A 25,000-nucleotide genomic window follows, 5' to 3' on the forward strand; every position below is an offset into this window, starting at 1 on the left:
CAACCTCTGTTCAAACCCACTTGCAACGCGCCAATGTGTAGTAAAGCAGAGGCACCACCAGAACGGTCAGCAAGGTGGACATGGCCAGGCCAAAGACCAGCGATATCGCCAGGCCGTTGAAGATCGGGTCGTTCAGGATGAAGTAAGCACCCACCATCGCCGAAATCGCCGTCAGGGCGATAGGCTTGATGCGCACCGCGCCCGCCAGGACCACCGCTTCGTCCAGTTCCACGCCCTCCTCGATCAGCTGCCGGATAAACACCACCAGCAGGATGGAATTGCGCACGATGATGCCGGCCAGGGCAATCATGCCGATCATGCTGGTGGCGGTAAATTCGCGCCCCAGAAGGGCATGGCCGGGCATGATGCCGATCATCGTCAGCGGAATTGGGGCCATGATGACCAGCGGCAGGATATAGGAGCGGAACTGGGCCACCAGCAACACAAAGATCATGAATACGCCAACGCTGTAGGCCGCGCCCATGTCCCGGAAGGTTTCGTAGGTAATCTGCCATTCGCCGTCCCATTTCAGGGTGCCCTTTTCCGGCAAAGGCGGCTGATCAATAAAGTACTGCTCCGGCGCGCTCTCCTGCTGGTTCAGGCGCTCCACCATGGCAAACATGCCGTACAGCGGTGAATCGACTTCGCCCGCCATATCCGCCGTCACATAGGTCACCGGCAGCAGATCCTTGTGGTAGATCGCGCCCATCCAGTCGGCTTCGCGAACATCGGCAATGCTTGCCAGGGGGACCAGCGTGCCATCGCGGCTGCGCACCTTCAGCGACAACAGCACCGACGGCTGGGCCTTGTCGCCCTCGCCGAGAATCACCCGGATTGGAACCGGATACTTGGCGTGATCATCGTGCAGGAAACTCACACTGGTTCCACCCAGGGCCGTCTGCAGGGCCCCGACAACCTGGGCCTGGGAGACGCCAAGTCGTGCCGCTCGATCCCTGTCCACCACCACTTCCCACTGCCGCGTGGGTGCCTCCAGCGTGGTATCGATATCCACCAGGCCATCCACCTCGGTCATGCCCTCGGCCACCTGCCGGGCCAGCTCCGCCCGGCGGGTTTCATCCACCGCGTAGATTTCCGCTACCACGGGTGACAGCACGGGCGGACCGGGAGGCACCTCGACAATCTTGACGCTGGCACCGTGGTGCTTACCGATCTCGGTCAACGGACCCCGGAGAGACTGGGCAATGGCATGGGACTGCCGTTCCCGGTACTCCTCATTGATGAGATTGACCTGGATATCGCCATGGTATGGATCGCCGCGCAGGTAATACTGCCTGACCAGCCCATTGAAATTGATCGGCGAGGCCGTGCCGGCATAGGTCTGCCAGTTTGCCACCTCATCCACCGTTTCCAGGTAGCTGCCCATTTCCATCAACACCCGCTGGGTCTGCTCCATGGGCGTGCGCTCGGGCATATCCACCACCACCTGCAGCTCGGACTTGTTGTCGAACGGCAGCATTTTCAGGATCACCGCCTGGAACACGGGCAGCGAAGTGGCCGCCAGTGTCAGCCCCACAACGCCCAGCGCCAGCAAACGGCGTCGCCAGGGATGGTCCCCCAGGAATGGCCCGAGCACCGTCCGGAAAATCCGCAGGGACACTGGGCTGACGCCATCTGCAGAGCTGGACGCCTCCTCGGCTTCAGCAGCCTGTTCACCCTTCTTGTGCTTGAGCAACCTGAAGGCCAGCCAGGGCGCCACCACAAAGGCGACAATCTGGGACAGCACCATACCAGCCGAGGCGTTGATCGGAATCGGGCTCATGTAGGGGCCCATCAGGCCACTGACAAAGGCCATCGGAATCAGGGCCGCCATGATGGTGAGGCTGGCCATAATGGTGGGGGTGCCCACCTCGTCTACGGCAACGGGAATAATGTCCTTCACCGCCCGCCGGGTGTTCTGGATCCGCCGGTTGATGTTCTCGGTGATCACGATGCCGTCGTCCACCAGAATGCCGATGGAGAAGATCAGCGCAAACAGGGAGACCCGGTTCAGGGTGAAGCCCCAGGCCCAGGAGAACACCAGGGTCAGCAGCAGGGTGATCAGCACCGCGATGCCAACAATCAGCGCCTGGCGCCAACCCATGGCCGCCAGCACCAGCAACACAACGCACAGGGTGGCGGAGATCAGATCGGTAATCAGTTTGCGGGCTTTCTGGGAGGCGGTTACGCCATAGTCACGGGTGACCAGCACTTCCACGGATTCCGGCAGGGCCCGGTTGCGCAACTGCGCCAGGCGCTCCTCAATGGCCGTGGTGATATTGATGGCGTTCTCGCCCGGCTTCTTGGCGATGGCCAGGGTCACCGCCGGGTAAACCTCGCCGGGCTGTCCCGCGCTGCTATCCTGGTGGGCCGGCCCGAATCCGGTCATCACACTCTGGTCCACCACGGTGCCACCCCGGCTGACATCCGCCACATCTTCAAGGTACACCGCTGCACCGTTGTGCATGCCAACGACCAGGCGCCGGACATCCTCCACAGTTTCCAGAAGCGTTCCGGCCTGGACCGGTATCGACAGGTTATCCCGAGTAATCCGGGCCTCCTGGCTGCTGGTGTTGGCTGCCGCCAGGGCGTTCCGGATATCGTCGATCGTGAGATTGAATCCCGCCAGCAGCGCTGGGTCGAACCGGATATCGACGCGATCCGGAATGCCGCCGGTGGTGTAGACATCCCGGGTGCCGGGAACCCGTTTCAGGGCGACTTCCAGCATGTGTGCCAGGCGGGTCAATTCCTCGCCCGTATGCCCGTTGACCGGATCGTAGAGTGTCAGGGTCATCACCGGCACATCATCGATGCCCTTGGGCTTGATCACCGGCTGGGTCGCGCCCAGGTTGGGCGGTAACCAGTCCTGATTGGAGTACACCTGGTTGTAGAGCCGCACCAGGGCTTCCTGCCGTGGAATGCCCACCTCGAACTGCACCGTGATCACGGCCTGGCCCTGGCGGGATACCGAATAGACGTGTTCCACGCCTTTGATCTCACTCATCACCTGTTCGGCGGGCGTGGCAATCGCGCTTTCCACCTCCCGGGTACTGGCGCCGGGAAACGCCACCATGATATCGGCCATGGTGACGTCAATCTGGGGCTCTTCCTCCTTGGGCGTGACCACCACGGCCAGCACGCCCAGGATGATTGCCAGAATGGCCAGCAACGGGGTGAGGTGGTTGTTCTGGAAAACCCGGGCAATGGCCCCGGACGGACCAACGGGCGGCAGATCGCGGCTCACTGGTTCGACTCCTCGCCCACGTCTTCAACCGGATTCAAACGATCGCTGCCCACCAGTTCGGCAGGGTTCGACACCACACGCTCGCCTTCACTCAGGCCGGCCAGGATCTCGAGCCTGCCGTTATCCCGCATCCCCGTGCGTACCTGGCGCAGCCGGGGCTGATCCTGATTGTCCAGTACAAATACGGCCCTGAGTTCGCTGCGCTGAATCAGGCTGCTGGCCGGCACCCACAGTGCCTCCCGGCTGGCAACCGGCACACTGACTTTCACCAGCATACCGGGAAACAGGGAACCATTGGGCTCACTCAGGCGCATTCGAAGGCGGAAGGTGTGGGTTTGCGGATTGGCATAGGGGTAGAAAGTCATTTCACCGGTTTCCAGCACCCGGCCGTCGGCCAGAGTGACCTGGGCCTGACGCTCCGTACGGGCCAGATCGGCGTACTTCTGGGGGAGATCAACCACAACCCGAAGCTGTTCCAGAGACAAGCCACTGAGCAGCGGCTGGCCGGGACTGACGGCTTCGCCAACCTCAACATGACGTTCGGTGAGGATGCCACCATAGGGCGCCACCACACGGGTATAGGAAAGTTGTTCCTGAGCCTCGGAAACCGCTGCTCTGGCGCGCTCTGCCCGGGCGCGGGCAGCGGCAAGGTTGTTACGGGCCTGGTCGAACTCCTGCCGGGATACCAGCCCCCGTTCGTGTACTGCCTCGATCCGTTCAAACCGCTGGCGTGCATCCACCAACGCCGCCTCGGCCTCTTCCAGTCCGGCCTGGGCCTGACGCAAACGGGACCGCTGTTCACTGTCCTCCAGCTGGACAATCAGGTCGCCGGCGGCCACGGAATCATCCACATCGAAGGGCAGGCTCTGGACGGTACCGCTGGTCTGGGCAGAGACGGTACTCTGCTGAACAGCTTCGATGATGCCATCGAGGTGCACAGTCTCCTGCAACTCGCTACGCTCGACGACCGCTGTCGTCAATGACCGGGAAGGTGACGCCTGCTGTCCGAGCGCCGCCTGGGCCAGCAGGCCCAGAGTCACGATCAATCCTGCGGCAGCCATCCGCATCATGGGGCACCTCCGGAAAATAAATATGGTTATTACCTAATAACCTAACATTATCAGAGTATGCAGCCGGAAAACATGATAAGGGCCGTTAACCGACCGACACGCGGGTGCCCGCAGAGCCGTCCAGCATGGCCACGGCGTCCTGCAGCCGGCCAATTCCGCTGACCCCGCCAGCCTCGGCGAAATCGCAGGCGGCCTGCAGTTTCGGGCCCATGGAGCCGGCCGGCATATCCAGTGCCCGTGCTTGGTTCACCGTCAGCTCGGCAAGCCGCGTCGACTGGTCGGTACCGAAATCCCGGTAGACAGCGTCCACATCCGTTAACAGGATTAATGCATCCGCACCCAGTTGCCGGGCCAGCAAGGCGCTGGCGGCGTCCTTGTCGATGACCGCCTCAATACCAACCATGCTGCCGTCTTCCCGGCGCAGCACCGGTATGCCGCCACCACCGGCACAGACGACGACCACACCCTGATCAAGCAACAATTTCAGTACCCGCATGTCCGGTATTTCCAGCGGTGTCGGCGAGGGCACCACCCGGCGCCATTTGTCACCGTCCGGCGCAATGCTCCAACCGGCACCGGCTGCCCGGCGCTCGGCTTCCTCGCGATCATAGACCGGCCCGACAAACTTGGTCGGCTTTTCAAAGGCAGGGTCCTTCGGATCTACCAGCACCTGGGTCAGCAAGGTCGCGACTGGCCGGTCATGGCCGAGAGCATTCTCCAGTTCCTGCTCGATCATATAGCCGATCATGCCCTCGGTTTCCGCTCCCAGGACATCCAGCGGGTAAGCCTCATCCGGTTTGTAGGAAGCGCCCTGCAAGGCCAGCAAACCCACCTGTGGACCGTTGCCATGAGTGACCACCAGATCGTGGCCGGCACGAACAATGCCGGCAAGGGAAAGTGCCGCGGTTTTCACGTTTCTTCGCTGGACCTCTGCTGTCAGCGGCTCGCCGCGTTTAAGGAGGGCATTGCCCCCCAAAGCTGCCACAACCAGCATGTCAGCCCCCCAGGGTCGCCACGAGGACGGCCTTGATGGTGTGCATGCGGTTCTCGGCCTGATCGAAAACAATCGAGGCGGGGCTCTCGAACACGTCTTCCGTTACCTCCATGGCGTCAATGCCATAGGTCTCCTGAATTTCCTTTCCCACCACAGTTTCGGTGTTGTGAAAGGCGGGCAGGCAGTGCATGAATCGAACCCGTGGATTGCCGGTTTTGGCCATCAGCGAGGCATTGACCTGGTAAGGCAGCAGCAGTTTGATACGCTCGGCCCACTTTTCCTTTGGCTCGCCCATCGAAACCCAGACATCGGTATAGACGAAATCAACGCCGGCAACGGCGGCGTCAACATCCTCAGTGATGGTGATTCGGGCTCCGGTTTCAGCCGCCAGCGCCCAGGCTTCGTCCTGCACGGCCTGATTGGGCCAGCAGGCCTTCGGTGCGCACAAACGCACGTCCATTCCCATCTTGGCGCCACCGATCAGCAGGCTGTCGCCCATGTTGTTGGCGGCATCGCCGATGAACACGTAGGCCACATCCCGCAACGGCTTTTCCACATGCTCCTGCATGGTCAGGAAATCCGCCAGTATCTGGGTGGGGTGAAATTCGTTGGTGAGCCCGTTGTAGACCGGCACGCCGGCGTACTGCGCCAGTTCCTCGACAACGGATTGTCCAAAGCCGCGGTACTCGATGGCGTCGTAGACCCGGCCAAGTACCCGCGCCGTGTCCTTCACCGATTCCTTGTGGCCGATGTGGGTTCCGGTCGGCCCCAGATAGGTGACCCGCGCGCCCTGATCGAAGGCGGCAACCTCAAACCCGACCCGGGTACGCGTGGAGTTTTTCTCGAAGATTAACGCGATGTCCTTACCCTCGAGTTTCGGCACTTCCGTACCTGCGTACTTGGCGGTCTTCAGATCCGCGGACAGCTTCAGAAGAAAACCGATTTCCCTCGGTGTGAAATCCCGTAGCGTCAGAAAGTGCCGGTTCTTGAGATTGAATGCCATAACGTTTCTCCTTGGCTGTCAGACAGCATCGCGGATGGTTGGGCAACTCATGCAGCGACCGCCGCCCCGACCCCGGCCCAGCTCGGCACCGGGTATTGCCAGAACCTCGATGCCCGCAGCCGCCAGGGCCGCATTGGTATCGTCGTTACGATCATAGCCGACAACCACACCGGGGCTCAGGGCCAGCACGTTGTTACCGTCGTTCCACTGTTCGCGCTCACGTTCTTCCGGTGTGTCGCCACCGGTTGCCACCACCTCCAGCGCCGGGTAACCGAGAATCTCAGCCACTACTTCGAACAGATGCCGGGAGTCCTGCTTGAAGGCCAGGGTTTTGGCGCCCTCACCGGGGCGCAGGTCGTAGCAGACCACGGCATCGGCCACCTCCTTGAAGGCGGTAACCACGTTGCCACCACAGAAGGTAAACACGGTATCCAGATGCATGGCCGAGCGGGTCTTGGGCAACTGGCAGGCAATCACCCGATCCACCATGCCACCATCAAACAGGGCTTTTGACAGCTGTCCGATGGCCTGGGGCGAGGACCGCTCACCCATGCCCACCAGCACGGTGCGATTACCAAGGGGCATGACGTCTCCACCCTCCAGGGTGGCCAGACCATGATCCTGCAGAGGATCGCCCCAATGCACATTCACCTTGCCGGCGAATTTCGGGTGGAAACGGTAGATGGCGGCCATCAGCAGGGTTTCCGGCTTGCGGGCGGCCCAGTACATCGGGTTCAGGGTGACCCCGCCATACACCCAGGCGCTGTTGTCCCGGGTGAACAAGAAATTGGGCAGCGGTGGCAATACGAATCCGAAACGTCCCAGATGATTGCCGAACAGACCGACGGGATCGAATGGCAGATCTCCTACCTCCAGACCTCCAATCAGGAATTCGGCAAGCGCCTTCTCCGGTAGTTCATCCATCCAGGCGCGCAGGTCCGACACCATGCCCACACCGATGTGGTTCCAGTTGATCCGGTGGTCAAGAATCCAGGCGCGGCCTTCCGGAATGGCCAGGGTTTCCGCCAGCAACTCGTTGACATCGAGAACCTCCACGCCCCGACCACGCATCACGCTGGCAAATACGTCATGGTCTTTCTGGGCCTGCTTGACCCAGAAGACATCATCGAACAACAGGGCATCGCAGTTGGATGGAGTCAACCGCCGGTGCGCCAGCCCGGGCCGGCAGATGATGACCTGGCGCAATTTTCCGGTTTCAGAATACACTCCAAGTGTGTGTTCAGACATGACAAAGCTCCTTTTGTCGAGTGCTCACAGCATGGCGCCCAGGCTTATGACTACCGTGATAAACACGGTCAGGATAAGCAGCAAAGGCCAGATGAAGGCGAGCCAGCGATCATAGGACACCCGCCCGATGGCAAGCCCGCCAACCACCACCGCAAAGGTAGGATTGATCAGGTTCACCAGACCGTTGGCAGACTGATAGGCGGTCACCACCAGATCCCGCCCCACGTTGGCAAAATCCGCCAGCGGCGCGAGAATTGGCATGGACAGCACGGCCAGGCCGGAGGACGAAGGCACGAAGAAACTCATACCCACCTCGATCCAGAACATCAGGTTGATAAAGGCCAGTTCCGGCAGGCCGCCCAGGGAGGTTTCAGCGCTGTGCAGTATGGTATCGGCAATCATGCCCTGCTCCATGATCACCACGATACCGCGGGCCAGGCCAACCACCAGGGCGACCCCGAGCAGATCCCGGGCACCGTCGACAAAACTGCCGGTCAGTTTCTTCTCCCCAAGCCGTGCAATGAGGCCAATCACAATGGCCGCTCCAAAGAACAGGGAGCCCATCTGGGCCATCCACCAGCCCTGGGAAGACACGCCCCAGATCATCACCGCAAAGGTCAGGGCAAAGATAACCAGGGCAATAATCTGGGTAGTGGTCAGGGTGGCGCTGTGAATCTCCTGGCCATCCCCCTGCAAGAACAGCTTCTTGTGCGCCGGCCATTGTCTGGCGACCACCGATCTCGACGGATCAGTTTTTACCCGGTGGGCATATCGCATCACGTAGCCGATACAGATCAACAGGCCACCAATCAGTAGAACAAATCGTAGGAAGATACCGTCAGTGAACGGGATACCCGCTGCATTGGCGGCAATCACCGTGGCAAACGGGTTAATCGTGGAACCCAGCACGCCAATGCCGGCGCCGATCAGGATGATGGCAACCCCCGTCACGGCATCGTAGCCGGCCGCCAGTATCACGGGGATCAGAATGGCGTAGAACGCCAGGGTTTCCTCAGCCATCCCGTAGGTCGTGCCACCGATCGCGAAGAGCACCATCAGTATGGGTATCATCCAGATCTCGTGGCCTTTCAGGTGCCGCATCGCACTTCGGATGCCAGTATCAATGGCTCCGGTTGCGTTCATCACACCGAGAAAACCGCCCAGGAACAATATGAACATGGCAACATCGATGGCATTGGCAACGTAACTGTCGGGGTCGTAGAACCCGGCTGTGGGTGCCATCAGGACATCAACAAAGCCCTGGGGATTCGGGTCGACGGTCTGGTAGGTGCCCGGAACCGCCACTTCACGCCCGACTTCTTCATTCATGGCGCGCTCATACTGCCCAGCCGGAATAATCCAGGTCAGCGCGGCCACCAGAACTATCAGGCCAAAAAGAATGGTGTAGGCAGTGGGGAATCTCGAGGCGAGGTCGTTTTCGGGATTTTCTGGCAATTTTTCGTCTTCAGTCACGATGCGTCTCCTGTCCTTAATCGCATAGTGCAATCGAATAGTGCAGACAGGTCCTTTCCGGGGACCTCACGGAGGCTGAACACATCCTCAGCGGCTGAACGCTGCTGGTTCAGATCTGCATGGGAACAGGATAGTGCAGGATGTGATTTCCGGAATTGAGATAGCGCAATTTTTGACCAGCCACAAAAAAGCCCCGGGTGGAGGAGTTGGTTCCAGCCGGGGCAAGAATGTCACCCGCCGGCTATGAGAAGCGGGTAACCGCCATGCAAGGTCTTACCACCTGGCTGTCAGTGCGGCACGCAGGGTCCGGCCAGGCTCATTAACTCTTACGGCTTCAGGATTAAATGGATCAGTGTTGGCCCGGCTAACATGGGGTGCCCAGGTATTATCGAAAAGGTTATCTACGGCCCAGCTGACACTCAGGTAGTCTGCGAGCGGATGGCTTCCAGACAGGTTCAGCACACCGTAGCCCGGTGACGTCCCGGGGTCCTGCCCGGATTCCAGATCCACTCGATCCTGGCGGCGGGCCAGTATCCACTCCAGTTCAAGGGCATGGCCCATATGCTGCCAGCCAAGGGTCTGAATAAACTGGACCGGGGGAATTTGGGGCAGCGGTTTGTTGTCGTCCCGGTTCTCGCCCCGTACAGATGCCAGACTGCTATCGGTACTCCAGGTGCCGTTGCTCCATCCAAGCTGCGCTTCAACGCCCATCAGCCGCGCATCGATATTGCGGTAGACACTGACCCGGTCGGCATTCCGGGTACGCAGAACAAAGTCATCCACCTGATCCACCCAAACAGCCGGGCGCCAGTGCCAGCCGTTGCTCTGGCCGGGCATCGCCAGTTCCAGTTTGCGGTGGGTCTCAGGATCCAGAGCGGGGTTGCCTACCCAGCGCCTTGAAGGGTCCATGCTGTTCCAGCTGGCAATGTAGCGCTCGGTCACACCCGGGCTGCGGACGCTGTGGCTTGCCGTAACCACCAGCGACTGGACCGGAGAGAACCGCCAGTCGCTGCTGACAAAGCCACTGAAGTTGTCATCGGTTACGTCGGTATTGGTAGTGCCGTAGATCAACTCGTAGGCGTCGGCCGCGGACATGGCCATCATGCCACTGCCAAACAAATCATCGGCAGCCCCGGCCGACATTTCCACGCGATCGTAACGCACGCCGCCGCCGAGCTTTAGCTCCGGGTTTACCCGGTAGAAGCGCTCGGCAAAGAGGCCGAAACGGTCTCGATCCACGTCGGGCCAGAGTACCGAAGTCAGCATATCCAGATTCGCGCCGCCAAACCGTTCGGCGTACCAGTTATTGGTCTCGACATCGACACCAATGGCCCAGTCTGTTCGGGCATCCGGGCTCTGGTCCAGCGTCAGGCGCAGCCCCCGGGTTTCGGTCTCGGAATCGGTCAGCATTTTCATCATGGCCTCACGGAGACTGAAGTTATCCATGATGTGATCAACATCGGCCTGCCAGGCCAGCAGGTTCCAGTTGCCATTCGCCAACGGAGAACCAAGCTCCAGGCGCATGATGTCGGTATCGGTTTTCGGTGCATCCATCCCGGAGCCGGCGTATTTCACATCCCGCTCCTCCTGCCGGCTCACCAGCCCTTTGATGTAGAAACCGTTATCCGCCTGCCAGGCCGCATCCAGGCGAGCCTCGGAATTCTTGTAGGCGCTTCGGACCTCGTTACCGTCGCCGTCCTCGTAATCGTCGGCCTCGTCATAACCACCTGCGAGACGAAGCCAGGCACTGTCGCTGCCCACCGCGGCGCTGCCATTGACCAGCTTGCCATTGCCGTTGTCAGCGCCACCAACGGTCAGATGGCCTGTGGTTATGGAGCCATCGAAAACCGGCGCTGCCGTAGTGGCCACCACCTGGCCACCGGTAATAGGGCCCCAGCGCAGGGTCTGGTTGCTGGTCCGCACTTCCAGCAGGGGCGCCAGCGCCGTGCTCAGGCGGCTGGTTGGCGGATCCATGCGATTCGGGCAGGCCCCTTCAACGCGAATACCGTCCAGAAGCACATCCACCCGCTCCTGGCTCTGGCCCCGAATGACCGGTTCCAGCCCGCGACCGCCCATTCGGGAAAGCGACACCGAAGGATTGGCAGACAAACGTTCAACCGGCTCTGAAGCCAACTTGCTCGACGCCTCTTCAATGCTCTGCCCTTCGGTAACCCGAATCACAGGCAAATCGGGAGAACCCTCCTGGGCCAGCACCCCGGCGGGCAGTGAAACGAATCCCGCGGCACATAATCCGATAAAACGCGCTCCAATTGCCGTCGCCATACAACCTTGTCCTGACCAACTCTGATAGTTGGCGCCAATCATAAAGGTCAACCGGCGCTTGCGCCTGAGACCAAATGCCGCATCCCCTCGGAGGTATTACCCGGTATCCGGAGAGAAAAAACCGCTAGAATGCCCGGTATGGAATGGCTCACCCACTCACAGACCGGTTTTCAACAGACTGCCCGCTATCTGCTGGGCATGCGTTTGACGATTGTTGCGCTGCAGCTGATTTCGATCGCCGTCGCGGAGGCCATGGTCACTCTGGCCCATCGCGCCGAAGCGGTAATCCTGCCCCTCGCCTATGGCGTTATGGCGACCCTGGCCTGGTTATGGTTTACCCGGCGCCCGCCACGCTCGACACAGGCGGTCAGCGTGGTGCTCATCGCCGATCTGCTGCTGATCGGGGCCTGGCTCTACCTGACCGGGGGCTACACCAACCCCCTGGTTTCCCTGTTGCTGCTGCCCATCGCCGTTGCCATTGTGCTTTTACCGTTGGGCCAGAGTATCGCCGTCACCGTTGCCGGGGTGGCGGTCTATACCTCCCTGGTGATCTGGCATACCCCGGTAACCCATGAACATCACAGTGCCAACCTCGCCCAACTGCATCTTGTTGGCATGTGGGTGACCTTCGCCACAACCGCCGCCATCCTGCTCCTGGCTGTCGGAGCCCTCGCTCGACGTCTGCGTCAGCAACAGGCCCAGCTTGCACAGATACGGGAAACACGGCTTCGAGATGAGCAAATCATCGCCCTGGGGCTGTCCGCCGCTGCCGTCGCCCACCGCCTGGGCACACCGCTGAACACCATGACGCTGCTGGTGGAGGAAATGAAATCTGCAGTGCCCGGGGATGGGCCCGTGGCAGACGATCTTGCGCTGATGCAGAGTCAACTGGGTCTTTGCAGTGCCCACCTGCAACAGCTGTCCACCGCCGCCATGCAGGCCAAAACCGCACAACTGGAGACTCTGAGCGCCCGGGACTGGGTTGCCCGACTCCGGGAATCGGCCACCCTGCTATGGCCGGGCGCCGCCATTCAATGGCGACAGCCGGTACCGGACTCCCCGGTTGCCGTGGACGCCACCCTCGATCAGGCCGTCCTCAATGTGTTGGCGAACGCGGTGACAGCCAGCCCCTCCTGGGTCGCTGTGACTGCCCGCGAGAGTGACGACAATCGGATAGAACTGGTCGTGGAGGACCATGGCGACGGCCTGGAGTCCACCCCTGAAGGTACCCTCGGTGACCAGGTGGTCAGTTCGGAAAATGGTCTCGGCGTTGGCCTGTTCCTGTCCAATGCCACCATCCAGCGCCTTGGAGGCACCATGAAAGCCCGGGGCAGCGCGGAAGGCACGACTATCATCATTGATCTGCCGGTTGCGGCAGAGACCAACATCGCGACGGGAGGCCAAGCGTGAGCGAACAGCGGGTCTGGCTGCTGATTGATGACGATGACGCCTTTCTGCAAGCACTTCAGCGTTCACTTGCCCGCCAGGGTATTGAAGCCCAGCTTGCCCACGGGCATCAGGAGGCAAAAAACGCTCTGCTGAACGGAACCTTTCACCGTTGCGTTCTGGACCTGAACCTGGCCGGTGAGAGCGGCCTGCAACTGCTACCGGAACTGCTGGACATGCATCCGGATCTGGAAATACTGGTGCTCACCGGCTACGGCAGTATCGCCACGGCGGTCGAGGCCATGCGCCGGGGCGCGGTGAACTACCTGTGCAAACCGGTCACGGTCAATCAGCTGCTGGCCGGGTTCGAGCCGATTGATGCACCACCCGATCTCCGGGCAGAGCCGCCCTCGGTCGAGGAGATGGAGTGGGAGCACATCCAGCGGGTGCTCAACGAAAACGAGGGCAACGTCTCTGCCACTGCCCGGGCCCTTAGCATGCACCGCCGTACCCTGCAACGAAAACTCCAGAAACACTCGCGCTGGCGCTAACCGATAGAGATAGGTAATTGGCGCAAAACTGACATCCATCAATTCACCTAGACCAATTACCCATGGTTTTTCGGGGCTATTCCGGTAGCATGCTCCGCCATCAGCCCGATCTCAACTGCCGGAAAAGCCCGTCAGAGTTCAGGCCGTCACGACAATTACGGACGGTCGTGAACGCCGGTCCAGCTGATACACTTGCAGAAGTCTCACAGGGAGGAGAGTTCGTTAATTTACAGACCGGAAACTCTAATTACTGACTCTCATGCCCAGATCCCCGACAACGATTACCCCTCCCTCTGACATTGATCCCAATCGCCTGGCCATGGTTGCGGCGGTTACCCCCAATTTTCTGGTAATACTGGATGATGCCGGCCGCATTGAATGGGTAAACCCCAGCTTTGAGGAACACACGGGGTATCAACTTGAGGAGGTGCGCGGATGCCTTCCGAAGGAAGTGCTTTACGGGCCGGATACCGATCCGGAAACCATCAAGCGCATTAACCAGAAGCTGCACCGGGCCGAGGTCATTGAAGAAGACATTCTTCATTACACCAGAGCCGGAGAGCCCTACTGGGTGCACACCTATTGCGTTCCGATTGGCAACGAACAGGGTGTCTCGCCCGGTTATATCGCCATTCAGAACAATATCTCGGACCGGAAGAACAGTGAACGTGGCCTGCGAATCGCGGCCAGCGTGTTCGACCGCAGCCACGAAGCCATTCTGATCACCGACCAGTCGAACCGGATTCTGGATGTGAATCCGTCGTTTTCGCGGATTACCGGCTACAGCCGCCAGGAAGTTCTGGGCCTGAACCCGGCCATCCTCAGCTCCGGCCGACATTCGGGAGAGTACTACCGGTCCATGTGGCGCACCATCGAGAAAACCGACCACTGGCGGGGCGAAATCTGGAACCGCCGGAAAAACGGTGAAGAGTACGTGGAGCTGCTCTCTATCAGCCGTGTCCACCTCGAGGAACCCGGGCAGTATTACCACGTCGCGGCGTTCTCTGATATCACAGCGCTCAAGAACCATGCCCGCGAACTGAACCGGGCAGCCAACTACGACGATCTGACCGGACTGCCCAATCGCCAGCTGCTGGAAGAGCGACTGCGCACCGCCCGGGATCACGCCGACCGGCAACACCGCAGTGTGTCCGTGTGCTATCTGGACCTGGATGGCTTCAAGGCTATCAATGACACCTGGGGCCATTCGACCGGTGACCAGGCCCTGCGTACCCTGGCCGAGCGCCTGACTCGCGCATTGCGCAGCGGCGACACGGTAGCGCGGATCGGTGGCGACGAATTCGTCCTCCTGCTGCAGAGCGACGACAACCACGAAACGGTTTACCGGCGGATTCTGGCCACCGTCGGGGATCCGGTCGCCGTGGGTGAGCAAAGCGTCACCCTCACCGCAAGTCTTGGCATCACCCGCTACCCGGAAGACGGATCAGACGCTGAAGGGCTGATTCGCCACGCTGACCAGGCCATGTATTCCGCCAAGGAAAAAGGTCGCAACCAGTATCATTTTTTTGATCCCGGCCTGGATGAGCATCGCCGGAACCGGCGCAATCAGTTGATGGAAATCTCCCGGGCCCTGGAACATGATGAGTTCGAGCTTTTCTTCCAGCCCCAGATACGGGTTACCGATTGCGAGCTGTTTGGTCTTGAGGCATTGATCCGCTGGAATCATCCGGAGAAAGGCCTGGTATCGCCCGGCGAGTTCCTGCCCATTGTCGAGAACAGTCACCTGGAGGTGCCACTGGGCCAGTGGGTATTGAAAGAAGCGATTTACCAGATGAACGCCTGGAAAGAAGCGGGAGAGGATCTGGCGGTCAGCATCAACATAAGTGCTCCGCATTTGATGGACCGCTCCTTTGCTGACTATCTGGAGAGCTATCTGCACAGTCACCCCGAAGTGGCTCCCGGCCAGATCACCCTGGAAGTGCTGGAATCGACCGCCCTGGAGGACACCCAACGGGCCAGCAATGTTCTGGCCCGTTGCCAGACCCTTGGCCTACAGGTGGCACTGGACGATTTTGGCACCGGTTTTTCGTCGCTCACCTACCTGCGCACCCTGCCGGTGGACATCATCAAGATCGACCAGAGTTTTGTTCGCAACATGCTTGAGGATGCGAACGACCGCGCCATAGTAGAGAGCGTGATCTTCCTGGCCCAGAGGTTTGCTCATCCAGTATTGGCTGAGGGCGTGGAAACCATGGAGCACGCCCGGACGCTGCGGCAGATGGGCTGCAATTTCGTGCAGGGTTACGGCATTGCCCGCCCCATGCCGGCAGATGAGGTCGTCGATTGGGCAAGGAACTGGCGCGCAAAGGCACAGTCAGGAAAGGCCGGTGACTTGCTCAGTTCCGCCGTAGCCAGCGGCGAGGGCATCTGAGCCGGATCGACTCTACCGATACCGCCTCTGATCCAGTGTCGTCAGCCGGTCTGGATGGAATACCATCAGGCCGGTTACAAAGGTGCCGTTCACAAACCCCTCCGGAATCATGAACAGCGGTAGGTAACGGATGTACTCGTGCACCAGTTCATCAAACGTATAGACGCCGCTGGTCCATAGCATCAAGCACATGACCGTGCCAGCCGCCGCTACAGAAATGCCCGCACCGAAAAAACCACAGAAGAAGATATAGGCGAAGAAGTTCCGGAAATCCCGTCGGCGCTCCCAGAGCATGATGCCGTGGCTGACAATGGCAGGCACCATCACCGTGATCAGCCCGTTGGCGGCAAACATGATCAACGGCTCGCGGCCGGTGATGACCGTGATCACCAGCGCCATCAGGCCCGCCAGCACCGCCAGAGCCCACCCCAGCATCAGCGTTATCACCGTGATACCGAAAATGTGGATGGCCAGGCCGGGTGAAATGCCGGCCCGCAATTGCCAGACAAAACCAAGCACCACGGCAGCACCGAAGAACGAGTGCTGGAGTGCGTTGTCCTTGCGAAACGCCTGCCAGTCAATCGAGCGCAGCGCCCGGACAAGAATCACCAGAAAGAGTAAAAGCGTGATGACCCACTGGCTGGTGGATAGCAGGTTTTCAGTCATGCCCATAGTGAACGTACCGCAGCAACGGGGTCGGGAATGACATCTTAGCGGCTCGCCCCACCCCCGGTGCAAGCGAGCCCAGATTGATCAGGCGACCTGTTTTTCGAGTTTGCCAAGGTCGGTCAGGCGTTGCCAGGCCTCATAAGTACTCAGGAAAACCTCGCCACCCAGGTGGGAAAGCAGTTCTGTCCCTTTCAGCTTGTCCATCACCGGGCCTTTCACTTCCGCCAGATGCAGCCTGACCCCTGCATCCTTCATACGCTCGTTGATGGCCTCCAGACTTTCAAGGGCCGAGGCATCCACCAGGTTCACCGCCGGACACACCAGCACCAGGTCTTTGAGCTCTGGCTCCCGGATCATCAGATCCATCACGGTTTCCTCCAGGAACCTGGCATTGGCAAAGTACAGGCTTTCGTCCACACGAAGGAAGGTCACCTTCGGGCACAGCTCCACATCATGGCGAAGCACATTGCGGAAGTGCTCAGTTCCAGGTACGCGACCAACCACTGCGCTGTGGGGGCGGCTGGTTCGATACAGGAACAGCCCGATGGACAGCGCCACCCCGGCGATGATGCCGGCCTCGACGCTGTGCACCAGGGTCAGCACGATAGTGGCGAGCATGGCACCAAAATCAGTGCGGGAATAGCGCCAGGTGCGGGCGAGAGCCGGAAAGTCGATCAACGTGGCCACCGCCACAATAATGGTCGCTGCGAGGGTCGCCTGGGGCAGATACGCGATGGCCGGTGTCAGGAACAGCGTGGCCATGGCAATACCGACCGCGGCATAGGCACCTGCCGCGGGGGTCTCGGCCCCCGCGTCAAAGTTGACCACGGAACGGGAGAAACCACCGGTGACCGGCATGCCGCCGGAAAAGCCGGCGCCCAGGTTGGCGGTGCCCAGGCCAATCAGCTCCTGGTCCGGATCGATGCGCTGGCGCCGTTTGGCCGCCAAAGTCTGGCCCACGGACACCGATTCAACGAAACCGACAACGCTGATCAGCAACGCGCTGACGGCCAGCTGCTGCCACAGCCCCATGTCCAGGCTGGGCATGGTGAAATCGGGCAGCCCCCGGGGCACATCCCCCACCAGACGCACACCCTGGCCATCAAGCTGGAATTGCCAGGCCACCAGGGTGGTCACCAGAACCGCCAGAATGGGCGCGGTTTTGGTCAGAATGTCGGCCATTCTCGGGGCCAGGCCCATCGCCATAAGGAGTGGCTTCAGGCGCTTTCGGGCCAGCACCAGGAACACCAGGGCGCCGGCGCCAACAGACAGGGTGGCCAGGTTGGTATCACCAATCGACTGGAACAGTGACTGACCGATTTCCAAAAGGTTATGGCCGGAGGCCTGGATTCCGAAAATATGCTTCAACTGGCTGGCGGCGATCACAATGCCTGAAGCCGTGATAAAGCCGGAAATCACAGGGTGGCTGAGAAAATTGGCCAGGAAACCGAGCCGAAGCACACCCATCAGTGTCAGCATCAGCCCCGACATAACCGCCAGCAAAACGGCACCGGCCACGTATTCCGGAGTTCCGGCCTCTGCCAGCGGTGCCAGGGCCGCTGCGGTCATCAGCGAAGCTACGGCCACAGGCCCAACGGACAAGGTCCGGCTGGTGCCGAAGACAGCGTAAATCACCAGGGGCAGGATACTGGCGTACAGCCCCACCTGGGCGGGCAACCCGGCCAGCAGGGCGTAAGCCAGTGACTGGGGAATGAGCATGACGGTGACGATGACCGCGGCCACCAGATCGCTGGTGGCCTGATCCCGACCGTATTTCGGTGCCCAATCCAGAATCGGCAAATAGCGTTTCGGATTCATCGGGAATCTCAGAACAGGTTAACCGGCACTTTCAGGTACACCTGACCATTGTCCTCGGCCGGCGGCATGTGTCCGGCCCGCATGTTGACCTGAACCGAGGGCAGAATCAGCCGGGGCATATCCAGGGTTGCGTCCCGCTCGGTGCGCATTTTCACGAACTCCTCCTCGGAAACGCCCTCATGGACATGAATGTTCGCTTTTCGCTGCTCCGCCACCGTGGTCATGTGCTGATATTCATCGCGGCCCGGTGCCTTGTAATCGTGGCACAGGAAGATCCGGGTCTCCGCAGGCAGTGACAGTACCTTCTGGATGGACTGGTACAGGGTGCGGGCATCGCCCCCGGGGAAATCACAGCGGGCCGTGCCGAAGTCAGGCATGAACAGGGTGTCACCCACGAAGGCGGCGTCGCCAACCACATAGGTCAGGCACGCAGGGGTATGACCCGGGGTGTGCAGAACACGGCCCTCGAGACCCCCGATGGCAAATGTGTCGCCTTCCCTGAACAGCTTGTCGAACTGGCTGCCGTCGCGCTGGAATTCGGTACCGGCATTGAACGCCTTGCCGAATATTTCCTGAACGTCGCGAATGTGTGCACCGATTCCGGTCTTGCCGCCCAGTTTCTCATGCAGGTAAGGCGCGGCCGACAGGTGATCCGCGTGTACGTGGGTTTCCAGGATCCACTCGACCTTCAGATCGTTGCTGCGGATGTATTCGATAATCTCGTCGGCCGAGCGCACATCGGTGCGGCCTGCGGCGTAATCGAAATCCAGGACCGAATCGAGAATGGCGCAAGCCTGGCTGTCCGGGTCACGCACCACGTAGCTGAACGTATTGGTGGGTTCATCAAAAAAATGCTGAACGATCGGGTTGCTCATGACAGTCACCTCTGAATGGCCCAAATATCACATTTAATCTAAGGATATACCATTTGGTAATATGAGGTGAAATGATCTTTTTTTATATGCGCAATGTTCCTGATACATCAACAAGACAGTCCCGCCCCGCCTGCTTTGCCAGATAAAGCCGGTGATCCGCCCCGGCAATAAGAGCATCCGGCGAGGCTGGGCGGTCTACGAACTCCTCTATCCCGGCCACACCTGCGCTGACGGTCACCGCTATTTCCTCGTCATTGAACACAAAACTCTCCTCGTGCACGGCTTCGAGGATACGTTGCACGAGCTGTCGCACATCGCTGTGCTCCACGGCGTTGAAGACAACAATAAATTCTTCTCCTCCAAAGCGGGCAACCACATCCATGGAGCGGGTCTGGCTTACCAGAATGTCGGCAAACCGCTGCAGAATGTAATCCCCACCGAGGTGTCCGATGGAGTCATTGATCTGCTTGAAGTGATCGATGTCGAAGATCGCCAGGGCGAAACGCTCGCCCCGACGGTTGCTCCGGCCCAGCATTTCATCGAGCCGTGGCATCAGGTAACGGCGATTGTGCAGGCCGGTCAGGGGGTCTCGAATCGACTGGTTCAGCAATTCTTCTTCCAGACGGTTGCGCTCCAGGGCACCGGATAACAGGCCGGAGACAATAATCAACAGATCGGCCTGGTCCAGGCGCCAGGTTCGTCGTCGAAGGGAGTCAACGCCAAAAAATCCCGTCACCCGTCCACGCACCCGTATCGGCACGCAGAACATTGACGACACTCCCTGTTCCTGAAGCAGCGCCCGCTCTGGTGCAGCTTCCCGGGGCAGCCGATCGACATCTTCAATAAACACCACCCGGCTGCCACTGACCATTCCCTCGATCTGTTCCTGCCACCAGTGAAAATTCTCGATCGACACCTCCTGCTGCGTGTCGATCAGAGCGGGTACACCGTCCCTGCACCACTCATGGGTGTTGGTCATCACGGCATAGTCGTCGGAAAAGCAGTACAGGTAGGCCCGGTCTACCTTGAAAAACAGTCCAATGGATCTCAAAAGTTCATCGATGCACTGGTCGATGGTGCCAAAGCCCAGATTGATGAATTCGGTGGAAAGGCGGGCAATCAGCCGCTGGAAACCGGCCTGGAAAGAAAACTCCGCCTCACTTTCGCGCAGGCTCTGCTCCAGGTTCTTGTAATGCTGAATGTTGTGGAACTGGCCGTACCAGAGAGTGCTGCCATCAGGCTGGCGCTCTGGCTCCGCGTTAACCTCGAACCACTCATAGCCGCCATGCTCGAGCCGGAGCCGGGCCCGATAGCTCCAGGTATCCAACCTGTTCGCCGAGGTACGGATGCTTGCCATAACGGCATCAATGTCATCGGGATGGATCATCGCAAAAATCGGATCCGCGTTATCGCTCAGATCCGCGGGATCAATGCCAAAGAGCGACTGCACATGCTCGCTGATGAAGGGACAGCGGTGGGAATCTCCTTCCGAGCTCACCCAATAAACGAAGAGGACTCCAGGCACCCCTGAGGCCAGTTTCTGGAAAAAACGGGCAGACAAACCGGTTTGCTGCCCGTTACCGGACCTTGACGCCTTGGACACCATGTCCTCCCAACGGACGAATCACCCCTGCTCATAACTGAGTGTAGCCTACGCTGACAGGAAACAAACCCGTTCCGGAGACGACGAATCAGAGCGAGGCCAGACGACTCCTGGCTTCTTCCCGCCGACCGGCATCGGCGACATCCCGTCCGGCCCTGCCGGGTGCTTCCAGGACTTTCTGCAGATAGCTCCGGGCCCGTTCCGGCTCGCCCTGGTCCATCAGAAAATCGCCAAAGAAGAAATTGGCGTCGATACCGTCAGGGTTGATGGCCAATGCTTTCTGCAGATACTGACGGGCCTTGTCGTCATCACCAAATCCCAGTGGCCAGCCAGGGACCTGATAATAGAGGCTGCCCAACGATGTGTAGGCCGACCCTTCCAGTGCATCGGGATTGATCGCCAGTGCCGCCTCCAGTGATTTACGGGCATCCTTGACCAAGCCCAACGCCCCGAGACCACCCTTGGCACCGGCGTAGGTGCTGAGCACAATACCCTGCCAGATCAATGGCTCTGCCCGGTCCGGATAGTGGGCGACAAACTGTTCTGCCTCATTCGCCAATTCCTCAAACGCCTTCTCCTTCTCGTCCTCCGGCACCTGATACTGAATCTCCGCCCAGCGATGCTGGATATCTGCCAGCTCGGTCTCCAGGTTTGCCGCCCAAAGCGGCTGGGCGGCCAGACACAGGATCACCAATAGCATTCGTTTCATGACAACACCCCCGAATTCAGAAACCGCCGGATGACCGGCAATTGCTTCAGCATCGCCTTATCGACAATTCGCGGCAGGATGCCGTTGATCACCACAAACAGCTTTTCCGGCCAGCCCAGGAAGCGCCGGCGATCGTCATTTTCCATGGCGGCAAGAATCTGCGACGCCACGGCTTCGGGGGCATCCATGGCATTGCCGAGGGCCCGGTTAAGCTCGTTTACAGCCTCCGGATTCATGTCCGTGGCGGTGGCGCGGGGTGCCACATAGATCACCTGGACCGGGGTATCGGCCAGCTCCCGGCGCAGCGCCTCGGTAAAGCCACGCAGCCCGAACTTGCTGGCGCAGTAGGCGGTGTAACCGGGAAAGCCGATGCTGCCGAAGGTGGAGCCCACAAACACCAGTGCACCCTGCCCCGCTCTTTCGAACCTTGGCGCAAAATGCCGGGCCACAATCATGGCTGACCGGAGATTGACGGCGATCTGTGCGTCCAGTTCACTGACGGCCATATTGCCCAGGCTGGCAAAGCGGTTCTGCCCGGCACAGTGGATAACGCCATCGATCTCCGGATAGGCATCGCCCAGGCGATCCAGCTGCTGATCGAGATCCGGCGCTGCCAGGTCCAGATGAGCAAGCGAAACACCCTCACGATGCTCAAGCTTTTCCGGGTGCCGGGACGCAATAATCACCCGGGCACCGGCCCTGACCATCGGTTCCACCAGTGCCTTGCCAATACCGCCGGTTCCCCCCAGCAGCAGGAACACACGGTCATGCAGCCTCATGATGCTGCTCCTTCCGGCTTTCGGGCAGGGGGATGCTGTGCAGCATGTCGCCGTAGAGCCGGTAAACCATGCGGGCCGCCTCTATGATCGCCTGCTGGTCATCCGGATCGGTGATTTCGTTCATCAGGTTACGGAAAAATTCAAAATGCTCCTGATCCAGAGCACCATGGGAATACAGATAGCTGAACGCCTCGCTGGGCAGACCCAGCTGCTTCTGGATGGCCTCACCGAGCGGTGTTGCCAGCTCGATTGACGTACCTTCAAGCACCTGAACCATGCCGAAGAACGCCGCAGGATTACCCCGGTTAATCCGATCGTAAAGGTAGGCGACCATCAGCTCGATGGAGGTGTCCGGGCTGCCATGACGGATGGCTTCCTTGTCCTCCCCACAAGCCGCAAGATCGTTGAGGATCCACTCGTGGTGGCCGTACTCCTCCTCGATGTATTCCACCAGCGCCTTGCGCACGAATTCCAGACGCTCCGGCAAGCGGCCGCCGCAGGCCATCATCAGGGGTACGGTATGTTTCACGTGGTGATAGGCCTGGGTAAGAAACCAGGTATAGCCGGTCAGGTCGAACCGCCCCTCGCGGATCGCCTCAATGACGGGGGCCCCGGTTACGTGGGCGCGGGCTTGCGCAGTTTCAGACTGCAGTCGATCGAAAAATGCCATGAATGATCCTCCTGGCGGGTTTGAAAGTTCAGAATTGGAAATCGAATGGTTCATGAAAATCGGAAATGCGCCGGCCAGCAGGGCCGGCAGGTCGGCCTGAATCGTCTGGCGCACGGGCCGTCCATTTGCGGTCGAATAGCCGTCAGCCTGGCTCAGTGGCTGACGGCGGATGTAAACGCCAGACAAACGGGCGTAATCCGGCAAGGTGTCGTTCAGAGATTCCAGCTCGGAGCGCAACGCGTCCGGTGAGCGGCCATCCTGGACGACCACGAGTGCGGAGGGGCCGGGATCGCCATCGCCAAACACCACCGCCTGGCGCGCACCGATCGCCTGGACCAGCTCACTCTCCAGCCACTCCGGGCTGATGTTGCGACCGAAACTGGTAATAAGCAGATTCTTCGCGCGACCACTGACCGACAGGAAACCCTCGGCATCCCGGGCACCCAGATCACCGGTATCCAGCCATTCATCGCCTGCCGGTTCATCCCCCAGGTAGCCAAGGTGAGTATTGCCTGCCACCAGAATGTGGCCGCGGTCGTCCACCTGAACCTGCACATGGGAGAGTGGCTGGCCGACCGATCCTTCGCGTTCGGTCCCCGGCACATTCAATGCGACCACTGAACTGCACTCCGAAAGGCCATAGCCCTCGTAAATAGGCAGCCCCGCAGCGCGGCCACGGGCCAGCAGGTCGGACGAAACCCGTCCACCACCAACTGCCAGGAACCGAAAAGACTCACTGTCCAGATGTTGCTGTTCGGCCGCAGACACCAGCGCCATGGCCAGTTCCGGCACCAGAATCAGGGACTGTGGCTGATGTCTGTTAATGCCCTGCACCAGCCGGCCAATGTCCAGCCCACTGCTTCCAGTCATACCCAGGTCCTGCAAGGGAGCGACCATCACCGTACTGCCCATAAGCAAAGGCAGATAAACACCGGCAATGTTTTCCAGCAGTGTGGCCAGCGGCAGGATGCACAGGTGCCGTTCAAGATCGACACCATCAAGACGTTCCTTCAATGCCAGCGTGGTGGCCGTCATCTGGGCCACCGACAGGCAGACGCCCTTGGGGTTGCCAGTGCTGCCAGAGGTGAAGGTGATCTTTGCGGTCTGCTCCGGCATCCAGGCCCCGGCAGCAGACACAGGCAGATGCTTCAACCAGACGCCATGGCCAATGTGTTCTCCATCATCGATTTTGTCCGCAGACAGCAGGCAATCAAGGTCGGCGCGTTCAGTCAGATGCTGAGTCTGTGTTCTGGAGAAAAAAACCGGCACCGGCACACACACCACATCGGCCAGCAGGCACGCCAGGTCCGCAAGAATCCAGGCCACGGAGTTGTCACCACACAAACCGGCCCGACGGACACCCAATCGGGTCAACTGGTCGGCCAGGGCAGCGGCCGCCTGCATCATCTGGGCATAGCTGAAGGCCGACTCCGGCCCTTGGAGGGCCGTTCGGGAAGGATGGCTGCGCGCCTGGTGCGCGAGGAGTTCAGGCAATGTGGCCATAGGAGCCTCCTGCCATCGTTTCTCCCTCGGGGGCATTGTCCTCAACGGACTGAACCAGCCTGAGCAGCCCGGCACTCCGGAGGGCAGCCATACCGTCGGCAACACGAATGGCCATCACCACCGGATGGTGATCGTAGTAACGCCCCCAGCCGGCGCCGCCATCTGGCAAGCGGGAAGGATCAGCCGTGGCCAGGGCCTCGGTGGCAATACCCAGGCGATGAAAACTGTTGCGCAGCTGATCCGTACCGGTGCAGACCACCCAGTCATAACCGGCTCCATCCAGCCACACCGACAGCGAGGCAAACAGAAACCGGCTAACGCCGGCTTCAACCCCGGCCAGATGGGCAATCTCAGCAATCCGGTGACGTTCGACACCCCCAACCGGCATGACCGACTCCACCGGCACCGACAAATAATCTTCGAGGAACAGCTTTTCCAGCGCGGCGTTTCGAACACCGACCGCTGCCAGAAGTGTGCCCTGGGCCGTGGTCAGTGCAAGCAGCGCGGGTATGCGCAAAGACGGCTCCGCGCCGTAGGCATGCAGGAAGCGGCGGCGAATAAAACCCGCAACCGTCTCGGCCATGGCCGTGTCAGGGCGGATTTCGTTGAACCAACGACCGGCACAACGGATGACCGGAACCACCTCCCCGGAATCCGGGGGACAACATGTGGACATCATCAGCGGGTCTGTCATATGGGCTCTCCGGTTTGGCTCCCTGTGGGCGCTTTGATC

General features: G+C 60.2%; 18 protein-coding genes. 3 read left to right on the top strand and 15 right to left on the bottom strand.

What is annotated here, in order from left to right; translation table 11 throughout:
• Positions 1 to 10: 10 nt before the first annotated feature.
• The 7 genes from QZ534_RS04190 to QZ534_RS04220 form a co-directional block, all read right to left on the bottom strand.
• Positions 11 to 3,241: an efflux RND transporter permease subunit gene (locus tag QZ534_RS04190; RefSeq protein ID WP_296931732.1), complete on the bottom strand. Its 3,231-nt coding sequence runs from the start codon at positions 3,239 to 3,241 to the stop codon at positions 11 to 13.
• Positions 3,238 to 4,311, bottom strand: coding sequence for an efflux RND transporter periplasmic adaptor subunit (locus QZ534_RS04195; protein ID WP_296931733.1), 1,074 nt, complete (start codon positions 4,309 to 4,311; stop codon positions 3,238 to 3,240). Before QZ534_RS04195 ends, QZ534_RS04190 begins: the two co-directional genes overlap by 4 nt.
• 85 nt (positions 4,312 to 4,396) lie before the next feature.
• Positions 4,397 to 5,305 carry a carbamate kinase gene (gene arcC / locus QZ534_RS04200; RefSeq protein ID WP_296931735.1) on the bottom strand — a complete coding sequence of 303 codons (909 nt, stop codon included), beginning with the start codon at positions 5,303 to 5,305 and terminating at the stop codon, positions 4,397 to 4,399.
• A 1-nt stretch (position 5,306) separates the two neighbouring features.
• Positions 5,307 to 6,308, bottom strand: a complete 1,002-nt coding sequence (locus QZ534_RS04205) for an ornithine carbamoyltransferase (RefSeq protein ID WP_296931737.1) — start codon at positions 6,306 to 6,308, stop codon at positions 5,307 to 5,309.
• An 18-nt stretch (positions 6,309 to 6,326) separates the two neighbouring features.
• Positions 6,327 to 7,556 carry an arginine deiminase gene (locus QZ534_RS04210; protein ID WP_296931739.1) on the bottom strand — a complete coding sequence of 410 codons (1,230 nt, stop codon included), beginning with the start codon at positions 7,554 to 7,556 and terminating at the stop codon, positions 6,327 to 6,329.
• A 24-nt stretch (positions 7,557 to 7,580) separates the two neighbouring features.
• A complete protein-coding gene (locus tag QZ534_RS04215) occupies positions 7,581 to 9,029 on the bottom strand; it encodes a YfcC family protein (protein ID WP_296931741.1) in 1,449 nt (482 codons plus the stop codon).
• A 273-nt stretch (positions 9,030 to 9,302) separates the two neighbouring features.
• Entirely contained in the window at positions 9,303 to 11,312 is a 2,010-nt protein-coding gene (locus QZ534_RS04220; RefSeq protein WP_296931743.1) for a TonB-dependent receptor, read from the bottom strand.
• Between the two features lie 138 nt (positions 11,313 to 11,450).
• Here QZ534_RS04220 and QZ534_RS04225 point away from each other — a divergent pair, with 138 nt between their 5' ends.
• From QZ534_RS04225 to QZ534_RS04235, 3 genes are all read left to right on the top strand, one after another.
• A complete protein-coding gene (locus QZ534_RS04225; protein WP_296931829.1) occupies positions 11,451 to 12,722 on the top strand; it encodes a HAMP domain-containing sensor histidine kinase in 1,272 nt (423 codons plus the stop codon).
• On the top strand, positions 12,719 to 13,249 hold the full coding sequence (locus QZ534_RS04230; protein ID WP_296931745.1) for a response regulator: 531 nt from the start codon (positions 12,719 to 12,721) through the stop codon (positions 13,247 to 13,249). The genes QZ534_RS04225 and QZ534_RS04230 overlap by 4 nt, the downstream gene beginning before the upstream one ends.
• Positions 13,250 to 13,508: 259 nt before the next feature.
• Positions 13,509 to 15,641, top strand: a complete 2,133-nt coding sequence (locus QZ534_RS04235) for a GGDEF and EAL domain-containing protein (RefSeq protein WP_296931747.1) — start codon at positions 13,509 to 13,511, stop codon at positions 15,639 to 15,641.
• Between the two features lie 12 nt (positions 15,642 to 15,653).
• On the opposite strand, the gene QZ534_RS04240 is transcribed toward QZ534_RS04235, so the two are convergent.
• The 8 genes from QZ534_RS04240 to QZ534_RS04275 all read right to left on the bottom strand — a co-directional run bounded on the left by QZ534_RS04240 (position 15,654) and on the right by QZ534_RS04275 (position 24,961).
• Positions 15,654 to 16,313 carry an energy-coupling factor ABC transporter permease gene (locus QZ534_RS04240; RefSeq protein WP_296931748.1) on the bottom strand — a complete coding sequence of 220 codons (660 nt, stop codon included), beginning with the start codon at positions 16,311 to 16,313 and terminating at the stop codon, positions 15,654 to 15,656.
• 81 nt (positions 16,314 to 16,394) lie between these two features.
• Entirely contained in the window at positions 16,395 to 18,128 is a 1,734-nt protein-coding gene (gene sulP, locus QZ534_RS04245; protein ID WP_296931750.1) for a SulP family inorganic anion transporter, read from the bottom strand.
• 8 nt (positions 18,129 to 18,136) lie between these two features.
• A complete protein-coding gene (locus QZ534_RS04250) occupies positions 18,137 to 19,003 on the bottom strand; it encodes an MBL fold metallo-hydrolase (RefSeq protein WP_296931751.1) in 867 nt (288 codons plus the stop codon).
• An 82-nt stretch (positions 19,004 to 19,085) separates the two neighbouring features.
• A complete protein-coding gene (locus QZ534_RS04255) occupies positions 19,086 to 20,609 on the bottom strand; it encodes a diguanylate cyclase (RefSeq protein ID WP_296931753.1) in 1,524 nt (507 codons plus the stop codon).
• An 85-nt stretch (positions 20,610 to 20,694) separates the two neighbouring features.
• Entirely contained in the window at positions 20,695 to 21,315 is a 621-nt protein-coding gene (locus tag QZ534_RS04260) for a tetratricopeptide repeat protein (protein ID WP_296931755.1), read from the bottom strand.
• Positions 21,312 to 22,094, bottom strand: coding sequence for an SDR family oxidoreductase (locus QZ534_RS04265; protein ID WP_296931757.1), 783 nt, complete (start codon positions 22,092 to 22,094; stop codon positions 21,312 to 21,314). The genes QZ534_RS04260 and QZ534_RS04265 overlap by 4 nt, the downstream gene beginning before the upstream one ends.
• Positions 22,081 to 24,267 (bottom strand): AMP-binding protein, encoded by a 2,187-nt coding sequence (locus QZ534_RS04270; RefSeq protein ID WP_296931759.1) that lies wholly within the window; start codon positions 24,265 to 24,267, stop codon positions 22,081 to 22,083. Before QZ534_RS04270 ends, QZ534_RS04265 begins: the two co-directional genes overlap by 14 nt.
• Positions 24,251 to 24,961, bottom strand: a complete 711-nt coding sequence (locus QZ534_RS04275) for a thermostable hemolysin (protein WP_296931761.1) — start codon at positions 24,959 to 24,961, stop codon at positions 24,251 to 24,253. The genes QZ534_RS04270 and QZ534_RS04275 overlap by 17 nt, the downstream gene beginning before the upstream one ends.
• Between the last annotated feature and the right edge of the window lie 39 nt (positions 24,962 to 25,000).

This window comes from uncultured Marinobacter sp. (genome assembly GCF_913055835.1).
Taxonomy (GTDB): Bacteria; Pseudomonadota; Gammaproteobacteria; order Pseudomonadales; family Oleiphilaceae; genus Marinobacter.